Consider the following 22,706-nt stretch of genomic DNA (forward strand, 5'->3'; position numbering starts at 1 on the left):
AGGCTGTCGGAAATTCCGACAGCCTACAATGAACAACTTCCGCCTTCTTTTATTACAAGTAATTCCACAGCTAACTTCTCACATTTTCCAAGCGCAGGTACTTCCTCAAAAGACATAAAGTATATATGTTGAATCTTTTTTGCGATGTATTTTGGATCGTCGAACACACTTACGACGTTCACAACATCGCTCGCTTCTGTTTCATAAAACTCCGGTCCCATTTGAAACGGATCCCAATTCTTCACAACCTCTATCATCTTTTCATATGTACCCATTCGCTTCCCGCCTTTTCACTTTTTAATACTTTTCTTTATCCTATCACATCAGCTATTCTATAAGAAGAGAGAGAACTTTCATAACTTAGCGGTTTACAGAAGAAGGGGGCAAACTTATGCAACTATTTCATAAAACAGTCAATCGACGTGGCACTCATAGTACGAAATGGGATACGTATAAAAACGAAGAACTTCTCCATGCTTGGATTGCTGATATGGATTTTGAAGTACCACAACCAATTCAGACTGCTTTAAAGAAACGTATCGAGCATCCTATTTTCGGCTATACACTTCCTCCCGAAAATATTGGAGATATTATTTGTAACTGGACAAAAAAACAGTACAACTGGGATATTCAAAAAGATTGGATTGTCTTTAGCGCGGGAATCGTTCCAGCTCTTAGTGCGAGCATACAGGCCTTCACAAAGGAAAACGAATCCGTTCTCGTACAACCACCTATTTATCCCCCATTTTTCGAAATGGTCACAACAAACAATAGACAATTATGTGTGAGTCCATTACAGAAACAAAATGATACATATGTGATAGACTTCGATTATTTAGAAAAACAATTTCAACAAGGCGTCAAACTCATGCTTCTTTGTAGTCCTCACAATCCAATCGGGCGTGTTTGGACGAAAGACGAGCTAACGAAGCTCGGAGCGTTATGTACAAAATATAATGTAATCGTTGTCGCGGATGAAATTCATGCCGATATTATTTACGGAGATCGTACTCATACACCATTTGCTTCTTTATCTGAAGAATTAGCAGCGCGCACGATTACTTGTATGGCTCCGAGTAAAACATTTAATATCGCCGGATTACAGGCATCGATTATTATCATTCCAAACGAAAAACTCCGTCAAACCTTTATATCTATCCAATATAGACAAGGTTTCCACGGATTAAATACATTTGCCTATACAGCGATGCAAAGTGCCTATACAGAATGTAACGATTGGCTAAATGAAATTCGATTATATATAGAAGATAACGCTCAATTCGCTTGTGAATATATTAAAGATCACATACCTGCTCTTTCTGTAACGAAACCAGAAGGTAGCTTTTTATTATGGATTGATTGCTCTCGCCTACAGCTTTCTCAAAACGAACGCACCACACTGCTTGAGGAAAAAGGGAAAATCATCGTGGAACCTGGTGAGAAATACGGATTAGGCGGAGAAGAACATATTCGAATTAACATCGGCTGTCCAAGATCTGTTTTAGAAGAAATCTTAAATAGACTGCGCCATACGTTTTCATAATAAGAAAGGAGGCTAACTCCAATTATTTGGGACAACCTCCTGTATCAATCTCTTTTTAATTACGTTTCACAAAAAAAGCTACCATGCACGGTAGCTTTTACTTTTTCTTCATATCCGACGCTTTTTTTACAATGACGCCACAAGCAATTCGATCACCGGATTTACCTGTCGGTTGTGTCATACCATCATCAGCGTTTTCTGTAATAATAATAGAAGCTCCATCTTTTCTATGAATCGTCGTTTTCCCTTCTTCAAGCGTTATGTGCGGCGCATCGATTTCTGCTTTAATCTTTCCAGAACCGTCCGCAATTACGTTCGGTAAATCCCCGTTTTCTGCACCCTTCGGATTAAGAAGTCCATGCTTTTTATTATCAGGATTAAAATGATTACCAGATGATTCAAAACGTGGTGCTTTACACTCACCAATTTCGTGTACATGCAGTCCGTGCGCGCCTGGTGCGAAACCTTCCCCTTTAATCGTAATTTTCACTCCGCTTGTTTGCTGCACTACTTTCGCAGTCCCCACCTCATCGCCTGAAGCATTATGTAATTTCACGTCAATTTCTTTCGGCTTTCCTTGGTCACAACCTGCCATCAGAAATAATAAACAACAACTTAAAAAAAGCCGTTTTTTCATTCTATTCCCTCCAAAATATATTCTGCCCTTAGATTGTCCGAGCATAGAGGGAAACATACAAAAATGAGTTACCGTTTCTTTTCCGCTAAAAGTTTTTCTTCAACTTTCTGTAATCGCTCCGCTTCACGTTTTGATACACGAATGAACATACGCCACGTAGCAACGGCACCAATGATAAATAGAACGCAAACAATCCCTGGAATAATATATTCTGTTTTATCTTCCGGAAAATATAAAGGCATCATACGGAACACTCCTTATTATAGGATTCAAAAAACATCAGAATTTTCTGTTATATAATATAAAATTATAGTGGAACCTAGCCATATTCTCAAGGGGGCATTCCGAAAGCGATTGATTTCTTTGACTCCTTCGCACACTTTCCTTACTATAAACTTGAGGTGAAAAATATGAGAGAAACATTTGAAATTGGTGAAATCGTTACTGGTATTTATAAAACTGGCAAATACATCGGCGAAGTTACAAATAGCCGTCCTGGCAGTTACGTCGTAAAAGTGTTAGCTGTTTTAAAACATCCGGTGCAAGGTGACTTACATAACGTAAAACAAGCTGACGTACCATTTTTCCATGAAAGACGTGCTTTAGCTTTCCGTGAACAGACGAATATTCCGGAGCAAATGGTGAAGAAATATGAAGGAGAAATTCCAGAGTATACAGAGTCACTCAAATTAGCATTAGAAACTCAAATGAATTCATTTTCTGAAGATGATTCACCTTTTGCGCTTCGTAGTCTAGAAACATTAGAGCAGTTAAAAAAAGACTACAAACTTTAAAAAAACAAAACGACCAAATTACATACTGTGCAATTTGGTCGTTACTGTGTACTCACTTTCTTTAACACTTTTGAAAAATCAACGAGTTCTCCTAACGTTGGAGGTGCTGGTTTCACTAAATACTCTTTATCTTTTTCTACTAATTTAAAAATATTATACGTCGTCATCGCATCATCTAGTGCACAATGATGCTTACCCGTCCCTGCTTTTCCATACGCCTCAATTGCTTTCCACAATCCTGTTTGATTTCTCTCCCCAAAAAACTTCTTATACTCAAGTGATAAATCACGACACTGTCCTAAGAACGGAAAGTCTACTCTTGCCATTTCACAATTATGCTTCAACACTTTCATATCCATATTTCCCCACGTAACAATGGTTGGTTTACATCTCCTTTCATATTCTGCAAGTTTTTCAACGAGTTCTGGAAACGAAATTCCTTTATCTACGACTTCTTGTTTAATTCCTAAAAATTTCTTACATCGATCCGTTAAAGAAGGAAAAGTTTTCGGCCTAACATGAGCTGAATACGTGTCTTCTACCTTACAGCCAACAACCGAAACGAGTCCTACCTCAATGATTTCCGGGAAAAATCCTTTTGGTTTTTTTCTGTGCTGGGGCATCGTAAACTCAAAATCCAAAAATAAAAATTGTTGTTCATCCATACGATCCCTTCCTTATCATCTTTGTCATTCCTTTCTATTTGACACTCCTACACGAACAAGCTCGAATGCTAATTCCATTTTAAATATTCAGATTGGATGTATCTTATATATATGTCAAATACCCGCAAATATTTTTAAAAATAAGAAAAAGTAACAGTTGCAGAAAATATAACAAAATAAGCCCTTTCATTTACATTCGACATTTTTCTAATTTATAATGACGTTATGTGTGTTTCATCTAGTTAATTTTTGACACACTAAGAAAAGTGAATGAAAGGAGATGAGAGTTTTGCACGAAACAACGCAAGAGCTCGCAAACTGGCAGTATTATTTTGCTATCGCAGTCTTTTTAATTACATATGCCATTATTATTTCAGAAAAAATTAATCGCGCTGTCATCGCACTTCTTGGTGCAGCACTCATGGTAATTATGGGGGTCGTTGATTTACACAACGCCTTTACGAAACATATTGAATGGGGGACGATTACGCTACTCATCGGTATGATGATTTTGGTGAACATTACGAGTAAATCGGGTGTCTTCCAATACGTTGCCATTAAAGCAGCAAAAGGGGCGCAAGGAAATCCAATTAAAATTTTAATTTCACTTTCCTTACTTACTGCGCTTGGTTCCGCATTTTTAGATAACGTTACAACTGTACTTCTTGTTGTTCCAGTTACTTTATCTATTACGCGCATACTGCAAGTAAATCCTGTTCCTTATTTACTTTCTGAAATTATTTTTTCAAACATCGGAGGAACAGCAACATTAATTGGTGATCCACCTAACATTATGATCGGTTCTGCAAATAAGCATTTAGATTTCAATGCTTTCTTGCTAAACTTAGCGCCAATCGTAATTATTATTATCGCAGTTACAGCAGTAATACTTTACTTCATGTACCGTAAACAATTAATTGCTGATCCTGTACAAGTTAAAAAATTAATGAGTCTAGATGAAAAGCAATACATTAAAGATCCAGTATTAATGAAAAAATCTTTAACAGTACTTGGACTTACAATTGTAGGTTTCATGACTCATTCTATCTTCCATGTTGATGCAGCTATCATTGCCTTAACTGGTGCTACTGTACTTATGCTAATCGGTGTGAAAGAACATGAAATTGAAGAAGTATTCGCAAGTGTAGAGTGGGTAACAATCTTCTTCTTCGCAGGACTATTCGTACTCGTTGGAGGACTTATCGATATCGGGCTTATCAAAACCTTAGCTCAAAAAGTAATTGGAATAACGGGCGGAGATATTTCTCAAGCATCTATCCTTATTTTATGGGTATCTGGTATCGCCTCGGCAACAATTGATAACATTCCATTCGTTGCAACAATGATTCCGCTTATTAACGATATGGCAGTTGGGCTAGGTTTATCACCTTCTGACGCACAAATCGACGTATTATGGTGGGCATTAGCATTAGGTGCTTGTCTAGGTGGAAACGGAACATTAATCGGAGCTTCTGCTAACGTAATCGTTGCAGGTATCGCAAGTCGTGAGGGCCATAAATTTAGCTACATGGAATTCCTTAAAGTCGGCTTCCCAATTATGATCGTTTCATTAATCATTTCTCATATTTATATTTATTTACGCTACCTTATGTAGTAGAAAAAGGGCTGTCACATGTGACAGCCCTTTTTCTTGTTCAATACAATTATATGAATGATTTTTCAAATATATCTACTCGTTATACCTTACCGGCTCATTCCGAATAATGAACAAGTGAATCGGTAAGAAAACCGAAAATGTGATTGTATGAATAATCGTAAACAATATAGAATTCGTTCCGTATCTATCTAAAATTGCGTAGATAAGATAAATAGACAGCACAATCGATACAGCTGTTGCTAATAAATATAGAATTGGTACGAAGTTAAAAATGAAACACGCGACATATATGCCAAATACTTTCCATCCCGCTTCTTCTTTTAAGAAATCCGGTAATTTGTCTTTTGCTAAATCACCCCATATCTTACTATTTAAAAAAGGAATAAACGCAAGAGCACCATCCGTTGCACCATCATTTTTCGCCATCGTATACAGTGCAAAAGCCGTTAATAAATACGCAATAATTGCCCAAATTATTATAACAAGAATAAACGCAAAACTAAGAGCAAAGAAACCTGCTAGTACGCTCTGATCTTCCATCTTATCCTCTCCCCTCTCTTTTCAACATATTTCATTACATCGCAAGTTATGTTTTAAAATTCAACCAAACTCTTTGTATAATAAGAGAAGAAAGGTAATAAGAGAGGAGAAACACTTATGCATCCATTTGTACAAGCATTACAAGAGCATTTCATAGCTCATAAAAACTTTGAAAAAGCGGAACCGATGGCACGTTATATGAAAAATCACTTCCCATTTCTCGGAATTCAAACACCTGAAAGAAGACAACTATTGAAAGACGTCATCCAAATACATACTCTCCCAGATCAAAAAGATTTCCAAGTTATCGTACGTGAGCTTTGGGATTTACCAGAACGTGAATTTCAAGCGGTCGCACTTGATATTATGCAAAAATATAAAAAGCATATAAACGAAACGCATATCCCGTTTTTAGAAGAACTCATTGTAACAAAATCTTGGTGGGATTCTGTTGATAGCATCGTTCCTACATTTTTAGGGAATATCTTTTTAAAACACCCAGAATTAATTTCTGCCTATATTCCAAAATGGATTGCATCAGATAACATATGGTTACAACGCGCCGCTATTTTATTCCAGCTAAAATATAAACAAAAGATGGATGAAGAACTTCTTTTCTGGATTATTGGACAACTACATTCTTCAAAAGAATTTTTCATTCAAAAAGCGATTGGTTGGGTCCTTCGCGAGTATGCAAAAACGAAGCCCGATGTCGTTTGGGAATACGTGCAAAATAACGAGCTTGCCCCGCTCAGTAAACGTGAAGCAATTAAACACATTAAACAAAACTATGGAATAAATAATGAAAAAATAGGCGAGACTCTATCATAGATAGACGCTTTCCTCTATTGAGATTTAAAAAAGAACGTGTTAGAATATGTTCATTATTATTAATATAAGTAGCGACGACGGACTTATAAGTACTTGCACAAAAAGCGATTCAGGGATAGTGAAAGCCTGAAGCCGCAAGGAAACGGCAGTCTCGAGCAATACGTGATAAAGTGGATGCACCTGTTGTGTATCAACTAGGGTGGAACCGCGGGCAAACGCTCGTCCCTAGGCAATTAAGCCTTGGGATGAGCGTTTTTTTATGTTTTCAAAGCATATACCGCTCGTTTCACAAGTACCAGAGCACGTCATCGCCAATACGTTAACTTTCAAAAGGAGGATTTTATTATGTATTCAATGGAACAAGTTGTAAACTTAGCAAAACATCGCGGTTTTGTTTTCCCAGGTTCTGAAATTTACGGTGGTCTTGCAAACACTTGGGATTACGGTCCACTTGGAATCGAATTAAAAAATAACGTTAAAAAAGCTTGGTGGAAAAAATTCATTCAAGAATCTCCATACAACGTTGGTTTAGACGCCGCTATTTTAATGAACCCAAAAACTTGGATCGCTTCTGGTCACGTTGGTAACTTTAACGATCCAATGATCGACTGTAAAAAATGTAAAGCGCGTCACCGTGCTGACAAATTAATTGAAGATGCATTAGATGCAAAAGGCATCGAAATGGTTGTTGATGGTCTTACTTTCGACCAAATGGCTGACCTAATGAAAGAACATGAAGTAAAATGTCCTGATTGTGGTAGTGAAGAATTCACTGAAATCCGTCAGTTCAACTTAATGTTCAAAACATTCCAAGGTGTGACAGAGTCTAGCACGAACGAAATCTTCCTTCGTCCTGAAACAGCACAAGGTATTTTCGTAAACTTCAAAAACGTACAACGCTCTATGCGTAAAAAGCTTCCATTTGGTATTGGCCAAATCGGTAAGAGCTTCCGTAACGAAATCACGCCTGGTAACTTCACATTCCGTACACGTGAATTCGAACAAATGGAACTTGAATTCTTCTGTAAGCCTGGTGAAGATTTAGAGTGGTTCGCATTCTGGCGTGAAACTTGTAAGAACTGGTTACTTTCACTTGGTATGACTGAAGAAAGCATGCGTCTTCGTGACCACGGTGAAGAGGAATTATCTCACTACAGTAACGCAACAACTGATATTGAATTCCGATTCCCATTCGGTTGGGGCGAACTATGGGGCGTAGCATCTCGTACAGACTTCGATTTAAAACGTCACATGGAACACTCTAATGAAGACTTTAACTATATCGATCCACAAACGAATGAGCGTTACGTACCGTACTGCATCGAGCCATCTTTAGGTGCTGACCGCGTAACATTAGCATTCTTATGTGATGCATATGAAGAAGAGCAATTAGAAAACGATTCTCGTACGGTTCTTCGTTTCCACCCTGCTTTAGCACCATACAAAGCAGCTATCTTACCATTATCTAAAAAGCTATCTGAAGGTGCTACTGAAGTATTCGCAGAACTAGCTAAAGACTTCATGGTAGACTTTGACGAAACTGGTTCTATCGGTAAACGTTACCGTCGTCAAGACGAAATCGGTACACCATTCTGTATCACTTACGACTTCGACTCAGTTGAAGACAAAGCTGTTACAGTACGTGACCGTGACACAATGGAACAAGTTCGTATGCCAATTAGCGAGCTAAAAGGTTTCTTAGAGAAGAAAATCCAGTTCTAATTATAAAAAAGAGGCGCTCTATTGAGCCGCCTCTTTTTACTTTTCACGTTTTTCTTTAATTGCTACTGTACATCTTGATATACATAGTAAATCATCATTTTCATCAATAATACGTACATCCCAAACCATCGTTGAATGTCCTCTATGTATCGGTGTCCCGATCGCTGTTACAATCCCATCTTTCTTTGAGCGAATGTGATTTGCATTAATTTCTAGACCGAAACAAATACATTTCTCTTGATCAATTAAATTGTATGAACCAACACTTGCTACTGTTTCCGCTAATGCAAGAGATGCACCGCCGTGTAAAAAACCAAATGGCTGATGCGTACGCTCATCAACAGGCATCGTAGCAACCACCTTATCTTCTGTCATCTCTAACAACTCAATTCCAAGTGAATCCATTAAAGTTTTCCCCATATTGTTTCCTCCTTCTCTTACTTTAATTGAATGTATAATTTTACCTATTTATTTTCAAACTACTTATAACACTTATATAAGGAGGTTTCACCTAAATGAAACAGAAATTTTGTATATTACTGCTTATGTTCTCCTTGCTGACTATTGTACCAAATTGTGCACTAGCAGCCAAAGCATCCAACCTGACAATCGATGTTCAGACTGTAACACAAAAAGGTAAGAAACCTTATATAGAATATCAAATTAACAGACCTTCGTTTCACAATTTTTCCGATTCTAAATTTCAAAATAAGCTCAATTTCTATTACAAAAAGTCTACTGACAAATTTAAAACTAAATTAGAAAAAGACGCAAAAAAATATTATAAAGAAACAGAAGGATCTAGCACACCTTTTCATCCGTACGTGGCGAATGTTGATTATAAAATCTCCTTAAATAAACCACCCTTACTCAGCCTATATTTGAATTACTATCAATATACAGGCGGAGCACACGGTCTTTATACGTGGAAGGCAAACACATTTGATTTAAAAGAAAAAAAGTTACTACACTTAGACGATTTATTTCAAGAAGAAGATAAATATAAAGAAGTAATCCGCGCGGAGATCGTAAGACAAATTAAACAAAATGAAGGCATTTATTTTCCCGATGCAACTGAAAAAGTAATGAGTACGAAAAAGTTTCACTTCTTTTTAGAAGCGGACAACCTCGTCATTTATTTCCCTTTATATGAGATTGCTCCTTATTCAAGCGGAATTCCTCAATTTCGTATTCCGTATACGTTGCTAAGAGAGTATTTGAAGCCTTCTTATCAAAATATTTTGATTGACAACAAGTAAATATTTTCGCTACGATAATGTTAACCTAAAAACAACAGGAGGTTAACATTATGAGAAGATTTCATGTTTTAGATTTAGCATTAGCTGCCATGTTCGTCGCTCTTATGGCCATTGGTGCAAATATTGTATCTTGGGCACCATTCCTGCAAGTAGCGGGCATCCCATTATCTATGCAACCATTTTTCGCAATTTTAGCAGGGCTTCTTCTTGGAAGTAGACTTGGTGCATTATCAATGACTGTGTATATGCTCGTTGGCTTAGCTGGTGCACCAATTTTCGCTAACTTCAAAGCTGGATTCGGGGCACTTTTAGATCCTACTGGTGGTTTTATTATTGCATTTATTATCGTTGCTTACGTATCAGGAAAACTAGTAGAACAAAAAGAACGACCAACATTCAGTACATTTGCAATTGCCTCTTTCACAGGAATCATTTTAACGTATATTATCGGTACTACTTATATGTACGGGGCAGTCAATTTCTTTATGGGTGGTAATATGAGTTATAAAGCTGCTTGGATGATTATGATGTGGTTCGCAGTAAAAGATATTGCATTTACAATTATCGGTGCTATTATCGCACCTCGCATATACTATGCTGTACGCCGTTCTGCTTATCGAAACAGTCACTTCGTTTCATAAGTTGTTTTTTTGATATTTGCATGAGATACCGTTTCCCTTAATTATTATTCCCCTTCCCTAATCGGGTTTTTATTACGTACTAAAGAGGCTATCCTTCTATTGGAAGATAGCCTCTTTTTTCATATGGTTAGCACTTTCTATTCTTTATATATATTTGATTTTTAGATACAAATAAATTATGCTTGAAAAAGAATTAAACTAAAGTAAGGATTTGATTATAGATGGGGAGAGAATCCTCTCAAGAACATACAAAAAGATTTCTCATAGTAACACTATTTTTTACGCTTGGGACAGCTTTAGGAAAGCTACTTGGCTTTACAAAAGAAATCACACTTGGAGCTTATTTCGGTACAAACCATGCCGTTGATGCATACGTTGTAGCTTTAAATATACCAACTATTGTTTTTACTGGTATCACAGGGGCCTTCGCCTTTTCTTTCATTCCTATCTTTATGGAGTTAAAGGGAAAAGATTCCCTTAAAGCATATCGATTTATGAATAACTTTTTAAACATTGTTCTACTTATTTTTTTCATTCCGCTTTTGCTCATTGAACTACAGCCGCACTTATTTATTTCAATATTTGCAAATGGGCTCCCAGAGCAAACAGCTTTATTATCAGCTTACCTATTACAAATCATTTTCCCAACTGTATTCTGTACATTCATGATTGATATTTTTAATGCTTATTTGAACAGTTTACATAAATTTCGCATTACAAGCATGCAATGGGTTGTATTAAATGGCATTACCCTTATTATATTTGTTTCCCTTGTTAATTGGATTGGCATTTACGCACTCGCATTAGGCGTTATTATCGGAAACATTGTACAAAATACACTTGTTTATTTTGCTTCTAAGCGCGAGGGGTATCGCTATCGATTTGTAATCGATTGGAAAGACCCTTCTTTAAAAACGATGATTAAGTTGAGTATTCCTGCTTTCATTACAAGTATGTCTATTCAAATTAATCTACTTGTGGATCGTACACTAGTATCTGGATTAGAAGAAGGATCTATTGCAGCCCTTAATTATTCCCAAAAATTATACTTCATTCCTCTTGGATTAATCGCTGCTCCAGTCTTAACAGTTATGTATCCTAAATTTGTCGGTTATGTAACTGACTCAAAATGGAAAGATTTCGTAAATTTAATGGAAACGAATATAAAAGTATTATTATATTTATTTATTCCCGTTTTTATTTATTTTACCTTTTTTACAGAACAAATTGTCAAAGTTGTTTATAACTATGGTGAATTCGGGAAAGATTCTATTATGATGACAGCAACTGCATTGCAATTTTATGCGCTAGCCGCTCTCATGCAACCTTTAAAAGATTTACTTGATCGTTTACTATTTTCTTTAAAATTGAATCGATATATTATGTACGCATCAATTTTTTCCATGATTATAAATGTTATATTATGTATTATACTCGTTAACAAAATGGGCTTAGCTGGTGCAGCTCTATCTACGTCAATAGCATCGGCTAGTACAGTAATCATACTATTGTGGATGTTCCAAAAATTCATGAAAGAGAAAGAAGCAGTAAACTTGTACTACGGTGGCTTTTTATTCAAATGCATTGTGGCATCCTTTATCAGCTTGTTTGCTTCCAAGCTGATGCTTCATTTTACACATGATACAAAGTTGCTTATTTTATTAGCAATAGCGATTGGCGCCATCGTTTACTTATTAGTCACTTACATGTTAAAGATTAAAGAACTACAACAATTGCTATCGCTATTTTTAGGTAAAAGGAATGATATAAATGAATAAAATTATGTACCTTTTGAATTATGTTGGGGATGGTGGATCAGAAAAATACGTCCTAGATTTAATTCAATCTATGGATCCAGAATGTTGTATTCTTGTATATTCTACTCCTGGTCCTTTCTTACATAGGTTTGAAGCATTAAATATACCCATATATCAAATAGAAATGAAACACCCTTTTGATATAAAAACTGCATGGAAACTAAAAGAAATAATTGCAAAAGAGCAAGTAGATATTGTTCACGCACAATTTTTACGTGAAAATTATATTGCAATTTTAGCAAAGTTATTAGGGGCATCCATCCGTGTCATTTGGACATACCATGTGGATGTCCCCATGTCACTTCCTTTAAAATGGTGCAATAATATATTCACTCGTTATAATGACACCATCATTTGTATTTCACAGTTTATGAAACAGCAACTCCTTCAAAAAGGAGTTCGAAAAGATAAATTAAAAATAATTTATAATGGCTTAGAGGATCCTTATTTAAACAATTTACCCCCTGTTCATAAACCGATGAAAATCGCTGTAATTGGAAGGTTAAGCGAAGAAAAAGGACAACCATTTTTAGTACACGGCTTACAAAAACTAAAAACAAAATACCCTTCTTTACAATGGCACTGTAACATTATTGGAGATGGTCCATTAAAAACTCAATTAGAAGACTTAGTGACTTCTTTACAATTAAATGATTCCGTTTCTTTATTAGGTTTTCGAGATGACATTATTAAAGAATATAGTGCACACGATATCATCGTAATTCCTTCTAAAAATGAGGGGCTATCCTACGTAGCAATTGAAGCGATTGCTATGAAAAAGCCTGTGATTGCGACAAATATTGGCGGATTACCAGAAGTTATTGTTCCAAATCAATCTGGTATTTCTATACCATATGGAGATGTCGAACAATTGGCAACTGCACTGGCAACATTATTACAAGATGACAAACTCTACTATTCTTTAGCAGAATGCGGACGCGAATATTATTTACAACATTTCACCTTCTCTAAAATGATAGAAGAGGTGAAACATATTTACCGCATACCATCATCATGTTAAAGGGGCTTAATATATTATGATTCAGCTAAATCGATTTCACTATATTACTTTAAGTATTTTCCTTATTATAGTAGGATTAATATTTTCAGCAACTTATACCGGGCTATTCATTTCGGCATTATTAGCAATAACTGCATTTCGAGATGAAAAGCTCGGTATTGCTTATTTACTATTATTTATTCCAATGCGCCCCTTTTTATCTGCTTACAATGCAGGGTTTAAATTTATTGGGATTTTCATTATTCTCGCTCTATTATGCAAAATCATTTTTCAATATCGAAATACAGTTTCAAAACTTTTTACATTTCATTACTTTGAAATCGCATATTTCCTATTTTGCTTATTCGGAGCGATTGTAGGATTAATTAACAATGTATCTTTAGTAGCAATAATCATGCAGTTACATACCCTTCTACTATACTATTTTGTATTCTATATCGTCTCTCGATTGTCGTTCACCCGAGATGATTTCATATTGTTTGCAAAAGTAACTTTTGTGGCTGCAATTATCATTTCTATTCAAGGTTTAATTGAAAAAATTTCTCTTCGTAGTATGTTACTACCAGAGGTATGGAAAAATCTTGATCTAGCTCCTACTAATAAAATTCGTATATATGGTATGGCTGGTGGCCCAAATGAACTTGCACTTTATTTAACGATTGCATTTCTTACTTCTTTATATTTATTAAAAAATGCTTCCATACGAATGAAGTACACACTCTATGTAGGACTAACAATTATCGCGACAACTTTATGGTTAACCTATTCACGCGGAGCATTTTTAACGTTAATAACCTTTGGAGTGCTTTATATCATTATCCATCTTAATATACCGTATTGGAAAGCATTAATCCCTATACTAACCATCTCATTTATATGCGCTACTGGAATCTCTCTCATGACAAACTATTTAGAAGGAGATTCTCTAGGTGCAAAACGCTTTTCAGAAGCACTCTCAGAGGACACATTAGAATTAAGTAAGCAAGATGGTCGAATATATTATGTACAGAAAGCATTAGAAATCTTCCGTGACAAACCAATTACCGGCTATGGTTTCGGTACATTTGGTGACGCAGCTACTCAAACATACTCGTCACCAATTTATAAATCGTACAATATTACATGGGATTTTTATTCTGACAACCAATACATCCAAATTCTAGCAGAAACAGGACTTATTGGAGTCATTTTATGTTCGATATTTGCATATGGAATTTTAAGTACTTTCTGGAAACTTAGAAGAAATTCAATATTTAGTCCCATTCTCTTATGTTTAGTTGCTGGTGCTATTATAGGAAGTGCCTTTTATAACATATTAGAGAATGCCGTCTTCATGATGTATTTCTTCCTCATTACGGGATGTATATATAATAAAAAAGGACTACTGAAATAATCAGTAGTCCTTTTTTATTATATTTTTTCCTGTTTCCTTGATACAATAAAAGCGCCTAGTAATGTGATAACAAAAGTAATAAACGAAACAACTGCTCCCATTACAAATCCTGGGGAAGTATACTTTAATTCGATTGTATGCGTTCCTTTTTCTAAATCTAATCCAAGGAATGCATCATTTAATTTAAGTAACTTAGCTTCTTTACCATCAACTGTTGCCTTCCATCCTTTATCATATGGAATAGATAGGAATAAATAGTTATCTTCCTTCACATCAATTTTTCCTGATACCGTACGACTTGTGTAATTCTTTACATCAAATGACTGTTGTTTCAGTACATTTACTCGCTTATCAAATGCTTCTACATCAAGTCCATAAAATAGTTGTTGTTCCAACTCAACGTAATGACTACTTCCTTTGACTTCAACTTCAACCTCGACTTTTTCATTATCAAAATATCCTAAATCTAAAATACCATTGTTCCAATAGTAACGAGGATATTCAGTGAATTTTTTACCAAGTGATTTTCCATTTACATATACTTTTGTAATATCAGTTGGTTCCACACGTAATTTTGTATACAATTGTTGCTTACCTTTTACAGCAAATGTATATTTAATACTTGCTTTTTGTCCATCCTGCTGTTTAACCAATTCGATTGGCTTTTGATTTGTTTGAGCTATTTTTTTAGTTTCAGCCTGTAGCTCTTTTTTCGTTTTCTCTCTCGTTTCTACAACTGCTAAATTATTATATTCTACAGAAAGTGGATTTAACGGTTGGTAATAACTAACTTGTTGCCCATCTAATTTACCAATCAATTCGTTTTGCTTCTCAAAGGAATTTGTATAGTTGATTCTTTGTACTTTCAACTTATCTTTTCCTTTAACATCAAATTCATCTTTATTTACCATGTATCCGAACGAAAGCGCATTTTTATTCTCATATACATAATTGCTTCCAACATGATCGATTTCAGACCATCCGTATTTACTTAAAGGTTGATCAGAAATCATATATTTTACACCAAACAAGGCATCAGTAGAGAGAATCCCTTTACCATTTTGTAAAATTAATGCCTCTAGATATCCATAACCTAAATCTTGCATGTATAAATTCAAGTGACCATTTGCCACAGAATTGAAGTGTGTTACGCCCTTATATCCAAAGCGTAGCGCATCATTCCATGTAACACCTCTTGTCGTTTCCATGCGATAAAGTCCCTTGTCCTGTTCGGCTACTTTCTGAATGGTCTCTTCATATTTTGGATACGGCGAAGCATATTCTTGACGATTAATATATCCGTATTCATAACCCATTAACTTAACCATGTATACTGTATTAGCTGCTACATCTAGCCCCACTATAGCGAATAAAGCCAAAGAGATAATCGCTTTATTTTTTCGCAAGCGAACTTTTCCAAATAACAATAATGCATACATAATGATTAAAAAGGCATTAATTACAATCTTATTTGACTGCATATAACTTGGTGCAACTTTTCCTAATAATAGCAGCATAAATATATTAAACAATACAACCTTTTTTAAAGCTGGTATTAATTCTTCTTCGAATACCATAAACGTTCGAATTGCTACATAAATGAGTACAAAGGAGAATGTAAATGAATAACGATACGGGAAATTCGTTGGTGGCTCAAAACCATGCCAAGCGATATTTAAAAACGGAATTTCAAAAGAAAGGATTAGGAATAACAGTACGCTTCCATATACAATCTTTTCTTTCAATGAAATTCTTTTTGTAATAAAGAATAATGGAATGAGTAATACAGTTAAAACACCTGCATAAACGTTTGGCATTCCATTTACTGTCGTATCAATTACGCCATTAAAGAATCGTGCATAAAAATCAAACGGATCAAAATTAAATGCTGTAGAGAATGGAATCTTAGTACGTTCAACAAAGTTGCTCTTTAAATCCATGTATGTTGGTAGCGTAATAAATGCAGACATTCCACCTGCCAATCCTGTTCCAAGACAGAACCATACGAACCTTTGCATTAATAATTTTATATTTCGAATATCGTAAAGCACACAATAACGTGCTACAAAGTAGATAAATGTAAAAATCCCTACCATAAAGGAAATATAAAAATTCGTAATAAATGTAAGTGCTAAACTAAATGTGAATAACACCCATTTTTTTTCTGTAACTAGCTTTTCAATACCTAACATAATAAGGGGTAGTAAATAAATGGCATCTAACCACATTACACAGAAAGAATATACTGTTACAAATGACATTAAGGCATAAAAAGTTGAGAATAGCGTAATAGCAATTTCACGACGCTTCATCATATGACTTAAATAATATGTCATTGTAAAACCAGCTAATCCTGTTTTTAATAACGTCATTAACATAATCGCTTCTGGAATATGCGAACGATCAAACAGGACAATGAGTAGTGAAAAAGGACTAGCTAAATAATAAGCAAATACTCCAATGAAGTTTAACCCCATTCCACCTTCCCAACTATAAAATATACTTTTTCCATTTTTAAACACATCATATAAATACGTGTAAAACTGCACATATTGTGTGTGTAAGTCCGTTACAAGGATTGATTTTTCTCCAAACGGTGCAACACCCAGTAAAATAAAAACTACACCATAAATAGAAAAAGGAAGTAAAAAAGCAAAAGTATATAAAAACTTCCTTTTCTTAAACAAATCTAACAGAGCTTGCATTATACTCCTCCATATCATTCTTCATTAATCATTTATTACCAAATTCTATGTATAAAAAACAATAGCCGGCATAGAGCCAAGCCATTGTTTTTTATATATTTTGACCGTTTTCTATATCGGTCTTCTTTTTAAAAATAATATATTTACTCGCAAAATAATTAACAACCACAACAATAACGTTTGCAATAATTTTTGCTACTAAATCATTCATACCTAGCCATTCAATTAAAACAATCATGGATGCGATATCAATGAAATACGATACAATACGGAATCCCATAAAGTAGACAAACTCTTTTACTACGTGAGCAAAACTTGTTTGTTGACTGTTAAATACATACTTCTTATTTGTAATATACGCAAACAGTACCGATACAATCCAAGCAATTGTTGTTGCTATTTTGTAATCCATTCCAATTAACGTTGCACAAATAAAATACGTCACAATGTTGATTAACGTCGTTAAACCACCGAAAAGTAAATAGTTAAAGATTTCTTTCGCTTTATTATTCACACTTCTAATCCCCTAGTGATTTGATTTTACTTTACGATCTTCTACGCTGTATAATTTCGCCATTTTTTGATCACCATCGATATTCGTTACTTTATCATCATTATATTCATCTACAAAATATAGCGGACGTTGTTTTGTTTCATTGAAGATACGTCCTAAATATTCCCCAATAATACCGATGGAAATTAACTGTACACCACCGATAAATAGAATAGCTGTCATCATAGATGGATATCCACTTACTGACTCACCATACATTAGCGTCTTAATAATAATCCAAATCATATAGATAAAAGCTAAGAATGAAACAGTAAATCCCATGAACGATGCAAGGCGCAATGGCGCTGTTGTAAAGGATGTAATTCCTTCAATAGCAAGATCCATTAATTTGAAATAGTTCCACTTTGTTTCACCCGCAGCACGAGGGTCACGATCGAATAAAATTTCTTTCTTATTATAACCAATCCAGCTAAACATCCCTTTTGTATAACGCTGCGTTTCACGAATTTTCTTTAATGCCTCAACACAACGACGGTCTAATAAACGAAAATCCCCTGTATTTTCTTGGATCGGAATTCTTGTTGTTTTCTTTAGCAAGCTGTAAAATTTACCAGCTGTCCATTTCTTCGCCCATGATTCACCTGAACGAGAGCGTCGTTTTGCATAAATATCATCATACCCTTGTTCCCAGTACTTAATCATTTCAGGGATTAATTCTGGTGGATCTTGTAAATCAGCATCAATGATAATTACTGCATCTCCAATTGCATGATCCAGACCCGCAATCATTGCTGTTTCTTTCCCAAAATTTCGTGATAAGTCTACATACGAAATACGCTTATCATTCACTCTAAATTCCTTAATAATATCTAACGTACGATCTTTACTTCCATCGTTAACAAACAAAATTTCAAAGTTATAATTTGGAATGCCTTGAAATACCCCTGTTAAACGACTATATAATTGATCTAATACCTCTTCTTCATTATATGCCGGTACCAATATAGTAATAGTCTTCAAAAAAGGTGCTCCTTTCTTTTTCAAGCCTGCTCATAAAGAACATCTTATAAGCACAGATTAGACATAGTAAACTGGATGTTTATCTTAGAATACCTCTTTCTCCAATTCACTATGTCTAACCTCACATATTTATAAATAAGTTAATTTTTCACAGTATTTTTTTGTCCGTTCACAATTTCTTCCATGATTGCTAATAAATCATCTTTTAACTCTTCATGTTGTAACGCCATTTCGATTGTTGTTTGAATAAAGCCTAACTTCTCTCCAACATCATAACGCTTTCCTTCAAAATCGTATGCAAACACACGTTGGATTTCGTTTAGCTTTTGGATTGCATCTGTTAATTGAATTTCACCGCCAGCACCAATATGCTGCTCTTCTAAGAAACGGAATATTTCTGGTGTTAACACATAGCGCCCCATAATTGCTAAGTTTGAAGGTGCCTCACCTAGAGCCGGTTTTTCAACAAATTGCTTCACTTGATAACGGCGACCCTCTTTTTCTAATGGGTCAATAATACCATAGCGATGCGTTTCATTTTCTGGAACAGTTTGCACACCGATCACAGATGAAAGTGTATGCTCATACTCATCGATAAGCTGTTTTAAACAAGGTTTTTCAGCTTGTACAATATCATCACCAAGAAGAACAGCAAATGGCTCATCGCCGATGAACTTACGAGCACACCATACTGCATGTCCTAAACCTTGTGGTTCTTTTTGACGAATATAGTGAATATCTACCATTTTCGAAGATGCTTGTACTTTTTCAAGTAAATCATATTTTTTCTTCTCTAATAAGTTTTGCTCTAATTCAAATGCATTGTCGAAATGATCTTCAATCGCACGTTTTCCTTTTCCTGTAACGATAATGATATCTTCAATACCAGCCGCTACAGCTTCTTCTACGATATATTGGATTGTTGGTTTATCAACAATTGGTAACATTTCTTTAGGCTGTGCCTTTGTAGCTGGTAAAAAACGTGTCCCAAGACCAGCTGCAGGAATAATAGCTTTTCTTACTTTTTTCATGCTTATAACCTCTTTCTCTCATCTTTGGTATATATTCATATTTGTCCAAGCAGTAGTTATTTTTATTATTTTCCCCTTATCAAACCATATTTATGGGATACATTCTTATCCAAATGAGTACAACTTTTATACTATATATCTATCAATTTTCTTATTAAACTAAAGTTTTTTACATGTTAACTTCTTCACTAACTGCAAAAGACACTTCGTACAAATTCTACATGATTGTCTCTTTATTCGTCAAGGTTACTTATTAATCTCTCATGTGCTTCTCCTTATTCTCTACTCATGAGCTCTTTTATTTACTGTATCCTTCGTACAATCGGTCCTGAAAAGCGTAGCAAATCTGACAAATATGCACTTATTTCCTTTTACAAAAAAGCTAAATAAATGCATGTTAATAAACATGTGAAAGGCCACGTAAATATATATCTTTAAAATTACATAATTTAATTTTTTTACCATAACAATTTCAAATTATACGTAAACTTTTACTAAACTCTATTTTTTATTTTGAATATAGTAACGATCTAATAATACATAGAATAGGAATAACATGGCTATGAAGTAACTCATTCCTTCTGGTGAATCCATCAAAATATTGATTGAGACCGCCGTAACAACTAAATGCCATACACTTTTTGCATCTAAACTAATGTTATACATTACATTACCATCTACGAATTCTTCTATTAATGAATTGTTAAATATATGTGAAAGTACATATACGATTACAATGATCATTAATACAGGATAATGTACTTCAACAACAGGTGAGAATAACAGCATAAGCGCTGTAACAAGGACAAACTCCAACGAGCTGTCTTTTTTACATTTTCTAATAACTAGAAATGTAATTGCTAATAGTATTACGACATACACAAGGTGAGTTATACTCATTGAATCGTGTGGGAAATATGTCTTTAATACTCCTTTAAATGAGCTATCCCAAGGTGCTCCACCATGCATTTCATTAATTTCATTTACAACAAACAAATCTTTTGTTACATATTCCCAAGCTACATTCCATCCAACTATAGCAATGGTAATCCCTGATGTAACAATCGTTGTAATCACAGCGCTTAAAAACACCTTCCACTCTTTCTTATATAGGAAGTATACAAGAAAAATACCCGGTAGTAATTTAAAGCTAGTAGCAAAAACAATCGGAATCCCTGCCAACCACCTATGTTTAGATTGATAAAAATAATATGTTAAACATAATAAAAAGAAGATTAAACGATTGGATTGTCCCCAATAAAAATCAGCAAATACTGGATAAATAATAATAGCCGCAGAAAACAAGAGATACTTTACCCCTTTTGCTCTTCCTTTATACGCAGCTTGTATTACGAAACATACACCTAATATGAATAATATGCTGTTGAACATGGTCCATAAAAGGCGTGCTTTTTCATAAGGAAATGCTGCGAACCACGAAAGAAACACAGCAAACTGTGGTGGATACATATAGTATCCTAGTGCACCTTTTGTTTCACCATATAGTTGACGAAATGTCTCCATTTGATGGTCCAAATCATACATCATGCTTATAGCATTATCATTCCAAATTGTATGAAATGCATAGTAAAAGAAATGAAAATCATCAAGCATCCACCCTAACATTGCAGGCTCTTTATAAAGTGGCCATAGGACTTGATATCCTAGCGAGTACCCAATTGCCCCTAACAAACATATTAAGGAGATAACCTTAAACATTTTCTCACTTATTTTTATATTTAACATTTCTTCTCCTCCAAAACATTATTATGATACCCATAAAGGAGGTGACATAAGAAAAGCAGAAATCCAGTATATTTCTGCTTCGCTTATACAACCTATTTAATTATACAGTTACTTTCTGTTTTTCTTCTTTTTCTTTATGAGTTAATAATTTTCGCTTCATTTTTTCATTTTCATGCTGATAAATAGCTATAACTTGCGTCAATTCTTTAATTCGAATGGAAGATCTCGAAACTACAACAGTTAAGAAAAATAAAACACATGTTACAAAAAGGAATCCAAAAAAGAATAGCGCATTTATCGGTGTAGCAACTCCCAATAAATGTGAAACCACATCAATTGATTTTGGGAAAATCCCAATCATTAAAATACTAATTAACACTCCATACCATGTTAATACATATTTCAATTCCAATTTTTCTTTACGGACTAAGTTTGTAAAAATAATTAATCCTACTATAACTCCTAAAATAATTAATATTTGAAGGCGAATTGTCACGAAGCATTCTCCTTTCTTTTAGGTTTTAATCGATCAATTGTAATCGCAAGTGTTACTTTAATCATATAGTAAATGGCTTTGTAATTTACTATTGAAGATGTCCCACCCATTCTTTCTCGCATAAGTACTGGAACTTCTTTTACTTCATAATTGTTTCTAATTACAGCAACAATACTTTCCGGCTCTGGATAGTCTTTTGGATAGTACTCACAAAATTCATTAATAATTTTACGATTTACCATTCTAAATCCAGAAGTCGCATCCGTTATTCTCTTTCCAGATACAATTTTGATTAATTTTTCAAAGAAACGAATCCCAACTCTTCTAGTAAATGAAGACTGGAATCCTTCTTTATTAATAAAACGTGAGCCAATAACCATATCTGCTCCCGTATCTTCCATTTCTTTAAGAAGGGCTCCTAAATAGGCCGCATCATGTTGTCCATCACCATCAAATTGTACCGCAACATCATATCCATGGCGCTGAGCATACTTATAACCAGTCTGCATGCCTCCACCAATTCCTAAATTGATCGGTAAACTTACATAATTAAAATTATTATCTTTACATATGTGCTCTGTATCATCTTTTGAGCAATCATTGATAATAACATAATCAAAATCTGGAGCATTCTTCTCTATATCCTCTACAACGTGTATTAAGTTCGTTGATTCATTGTAAGCAGGAATAATAATCAGCTTCTTTTTTAACAA

At 34.7% G+C, this 22,706-nt stretch carries 23 protein-coding genes; 10 read left to right on the plus strand and 13 right to left on the minus strand.

Features of this window, described 5'->3' with window-relative positions; genetic code table 11:
- Positions 1-23: 23 nt before the first annotated feature.
- Positions 24-275: a YugE family protein gene (locus tag QCI41_RS15135; RefSeq protein ID WP_000537643.1), complete on the minus strand. Its 252-nt coding sequence runs from the start codon at positions 273-275 to the stop codon at positions 24-26.
- A 116-nt stretch (positions 276-391) separates the two neighbouring features.
- On the opposite strand from QCI41_RS15135, the gene QCI41_RS15140 reads away from it, so the two are divergent.
- Positions 392-1,543 (plus strand): MalY/PatB family protein, encoded by a 1,152-nt coding sequence (locus QCI41_RS15140; protein ID WP_353837178.1) that lies wholly within the window; start codon positions 392-394, stop codon positions 1,541-1,543.
- 97 nt (positions 1,544-1,640) lie between these two features.
- Here the strand turns inward: QCI41_RS15140 and sodC are convergent, their stop codons facing one another.
- Together sodC and QCI41_RS15150 are read right to left on the minus strand one after the other, a co-directional pair.
- Positions 1,641-2,180 carry a superoxide dismutase [Cu-Zn] gene (sodC, locus tag QCI41_RS15145; protein ID WP_000746533.1) on the minus strand — a complete coding sequence of 180 codons (540 nt, stop codon included), beginning with the start codon at positions 2,178-2,180 and terminating at the stop codon, positions 1,641-1,643.
- 68 nt (positions 2,181-2,248) lie between these two features.
- A complete protein-coding gene (locus tag QCI41_RS15150) occupies positions 2,249-2,425 on the minus strand; it encodes a hypothetical protein (RefSeq protein ID WP_000982764.1) in 177 nt (58 codons plus the stop codon).
- A 165-nt stretch (positions 2,426-2,590) separates the two neighbouring features.
- On the opposite strand from QCI41_RS15150, the gene kapB reads away from it, so the two are divergent.
- The gene (gene kapB / locus QCI41_RS15155) at positions 2,591-2,974 is read left to right on the plus strand and encodes a kinase-associated lipoprotein KapB (protein ID WP_353837177.1); all 384 of its coding nucleotides are present in this window, start codon (positions 2,591-2,593) and stop codon (positions 2,972-2,974) included.
- Positions 2,975-3,015: 41 nt separating this feature from the next.
- On the opposite strand, the gene kapD is transcribed toward kapB, so the two are convergent.
- Positions 3,016-3,639 carry a 3'-5' exonuclease KapD gene (gene kapD / locus QCI41_RS15160; protein ID WP_000344317.1) on the minus strand — a complete coding sequence of 208 codons (624 nt, stop codon included), beginning with the start codon at positions 3,637-3,639 and terminating at the stop codon, positions 3,016-3,018.
- Positions 3,640-3,928: 289 nt separating this feature from the next.
- Here kapD and QCI41_RS15165 point away from each other — a divergent pair, with 289 nt between their 5' ends.
- Complete coding sequence (locus tag QCI41_RS15165) at positions 3,929-5,254, plus strand: ArsB/NhaD family transporter (protein ID WP_060488164.1); 1,326 nt, start codon at positions 3,929-3,931, stop codon at positions 5,252-5,254.
- A 75-nt stretch (positions 5,255-5,329) separates the two neighbouring features.
- Here QCI41_RS15165 and QCI41_RS15170 read toward each other — a convergent pair whose 3' ends face one another.
- Positions 5,330-5,797, minus strand: a complete 468-nt coding sequence (locus QCI41_RS15170) for a hypothetical protein (protein WP_353837176.1) — start codon at positions 5,795-5,797, stop codon at positions 5,330-5,332.
- Between the two features lie 117 nt (positions 5,798-5,914).
- Between QCI41_RS15170 and QCI41_RS15175 the strand changes: the two genes are divergently transcribed.
- Positions 5,915-6,628 (plus strand): DNA alkylation repair protein, encoded by a 714-nt coding sequence (locus QCI41_RS15175; RefSeq protein ID WP_353837175.1) that lies wholly within the window; start codon positions 5,915-5,917, stop codon positions 6,626-6,628.
- Positions 6,629-6,973: 345 nt separating this feature from the next.
- Positions 6,974-8,350: a glycine--tRNA ligase gene (locus QCI41_RS15180; RefSeq protein ID WP_000287155.1), complete on the plus strand. Its 1,377-nt coding sequence runs from the start codon at positions 6,974-6,976 to the stop codon at positions 8,348-8,350.
- A gap of 36 nt (positions 8,351-8,386) precedes the next feature.
- Here QCI41_RS15180 and QCI41_RS15185 read toward each other — a convergent pair whose 3' ends face one another.
- Entirely contained in the window at positions 8,387-8,770 is a 384-nt protein-coding gene (locus tag QCI41_RS15185) for a hotdog fold thioesterase (RefSeq protein WP_000520763.1), read from the minus strand.
- Positions 8,771-8,865: 95 nt separating this feature from the next.
- Here QCI41_RS15185 and QCI41_RS15190 point away from each other — a divergent pair, with 95 nt between their 5' ends.
- From QCI41_RS15190 to QCI41_RS15210, 5 genes are all read left to right on the plus strand, one after another.
- Positions 8,866-9,609: a DUF3298 and DUF4163 domain-containing protein gene (locus QCI41_RS15190; RefSeq protein ID WP_353837174.1), complete on the plus strand. Its 744-nt coding sequence runs from the start codon at positions 8,866-8,868 to the stop codon at positions 9,607-9,609.
- Positions 9,610-9,659: 50 nt separating this feature from the next.
- Complete coding sequence (locus QCI41_RS15195) at positions 9,660-10,250, plus strand: biotin transporter BioY (protein WP_001252152.1); 591 nt, start codon at positions 9,660-9,662, stop codon at positions 10,248-10,250.
- Positions 10,251-10,471: 221 nt separating this feature from the next.
- The gene (gene murJ, locus QCI41_RS15200; protein ID WP_353837173.1) at positions 10,472-12,028 is read left to right on the plus strand and encodes a murein biosynthesis integral membrane protein MurJ; all 1,557 of its coding nucleotides are present in this window, start codon (positions 10,472-10,474) and stop codon (positions 12,026-12,028) included.
- A complete protein-coding gene (locus tag QCI41_RS15205) occupies positions 12,021-13,088 on the plus strand; it encodes a glycosyltransferase (RefSeq protein ID WP_353837172.1) in 1,068 nt (355 codons plus the stop codon). Before murJ ends, QCI41_RS15205 begins: the two co-directional genes overlap by 8 nt.
- Before the next feature lie 16 nt (positions 13,089-13,104).
- Positions 13,105-14,481, plus strand: a complete 1,377-nt coding sequence (locus tag QCI41_RS15210) for an O-antigen ligase family protein (RefSeq protein ID WP_001990884.1) — start codon at positions 13,105-13,107, stop codon at positions 14,479-14,481.
- A 17-nt stretch (positions 14,482-14,498) separates the two neighbouring features.
- On the opposite strand, the gene QCI41_RS15215 is transcribed toward QCI41_RS15210, so the two are convergent.
- The 7 genes from QCI41_RS15215 to QCI41_RS15245 form a co-directional block, all read right to left on the minus strand.
- On the minus strand, positions 14,499-17,186 hold the full coding sequence (locus QCI41_RS15215) for a YfhO family protein (protein ID WP_353837171.1): 2,688 nt from the start codon (positions 17,184-17,186) through the stop codon (positions 14,499-14,501).
- A 91-nt stretch (positions 17,187-17,277) separates the two neighbouring features.
- Complete coding sequence (locus QCI41_RS15220; RefSeq protein WP_001060121.1) at positions 17,278-17,700, minus strand: GtrA family protein; 423 nt, start codon at positions 17,698-17,700, stop codon at positions 17,278-17,280.
- Positions 17,701-17,712: 12 nt separating this feature from the next.
- The gene (locus QCI41_RS15225; protein WP_001990882.1) at positions 17,713-18,720 is read right to left on the minus strand and encodes a glycosyltransferase family 2 protein; all 1,008 of its coding nucleotides are present in this window, start codon (positions 18,718-18,720) and stop codon (positions 17,713-17,715) included.
- A 140-nt stretch (positions 18,721-18,860) separates the two neighbouring features.
- Positions 18,861-19,751, minus strand: a complete 891-nt coding sequence (galU, locus tag QCI41_RS15230; protein ID WP_000757825.1) for a UTP--glucose-1-phosphate uridylyltransferase GalU — start codon at positions 19,749-19,751, stop codon at positions 18,861-18,863.
- A gap of 501 nt (positions 19,752-20,252) precedes the next feature.
- Positions 20,253-21,497, minus strand: a complete 1,245-nt coding sequence (locus QCI41_RS15235; RefSeq protein ID WP_153577528.1) for a glycosyltransferase family 87 protein — start codon at positions 21,495-21,497, stop codon at positions 20,253-20,255.
- A 100-nt stretch (positions 21,498-21,597) separates the two neighbouring features.
- Positions 21,598-21,993, minus strand: a complete 396-nt coding sequence (locus QCI41_RS15240; RefSeq protein WP_353837170.1) for a DUF2304 domain-containing protein — start codon at positions 21,991-21,993, stop codon at positions 21,598-21,600.
- Positions 21,990-22,706 carry a glycosyltransferase family 2 protein gene (locus QCI41_RS15245; RefSeq protein WP_001990878.1) on the minus strand — a complete coding sequence of 239 codons (717 nt, stop codon included), beginning with the start codon at positions 22,704-22,706 and terminating at the stop codon, positions 21,990-21,992. The genes QCI41_RS15240 and QCI41_RS15245 overlap by 4 nt, the downstream gene beginning before the upstream one ends.

Origin of the sequence: Bacillus cereus group sp. MG4 (assembly GCF_040460055.1) — a bacterium.
Lineage (GTDB): Bacteria > Bacillota > Bacilli > Bacillales > Bacillaceae_G > Bacillus_A > Bacillus_A wiedmannii.